Genomic DNA, 372 nt, shown 5'->3' on the forward strand with positions numbered 1-372 from the left:
GTTATGCCTGCCGCCCTGGGCTTTAGTTTCCCCTGGCCTGTCATATTGACGTATTGCGGGGGAGGCAGCCCCAGGCTGGCAAAAAAAGCGTTTGCGTTTTCTTTGTGCATAGCCGATCTTTCCTCTACGGTCATCCCGGCGCTTTCATCCTGCATCTTTAACCTGATGGCGTGAATCCTTCGGATCGGTTCAAGCGCCCCCGCCATTGCCGGATCGTTCAGAATCCGGGGATCGTTTAAGTAGTCCGCTACGGTTTTCATAATTCCAGTACCTCCGCAGGTTTATAAATCCCTATCCCTTGATAGCCTTCCCTTTTGTTCACCCTTCGCACTCTTTCGGTTGTCCATGGCCTGGCTATGTGCGTTACAAGTA

Annotated in this window: 1 protein-coding gene; it reads right to left on the reverse strand. The window is 52.2% G+C overall.

Translation table 11 applies throughout. The annotated features are described in order from the left end of the window. A partial coding sequence (locus ACYVTD_RS17925; RefSeq protein WP_461248967.1) for a hypothetical protein occupies positions 1–260 on the reverse strand: 260 nt, incomplete at its 3' end. Between the last annotated feature and the right edge of the window lie 112 nt (positions 261–372).

The organism is Treponema sp. R6D11, assembly GCF_054786075.1.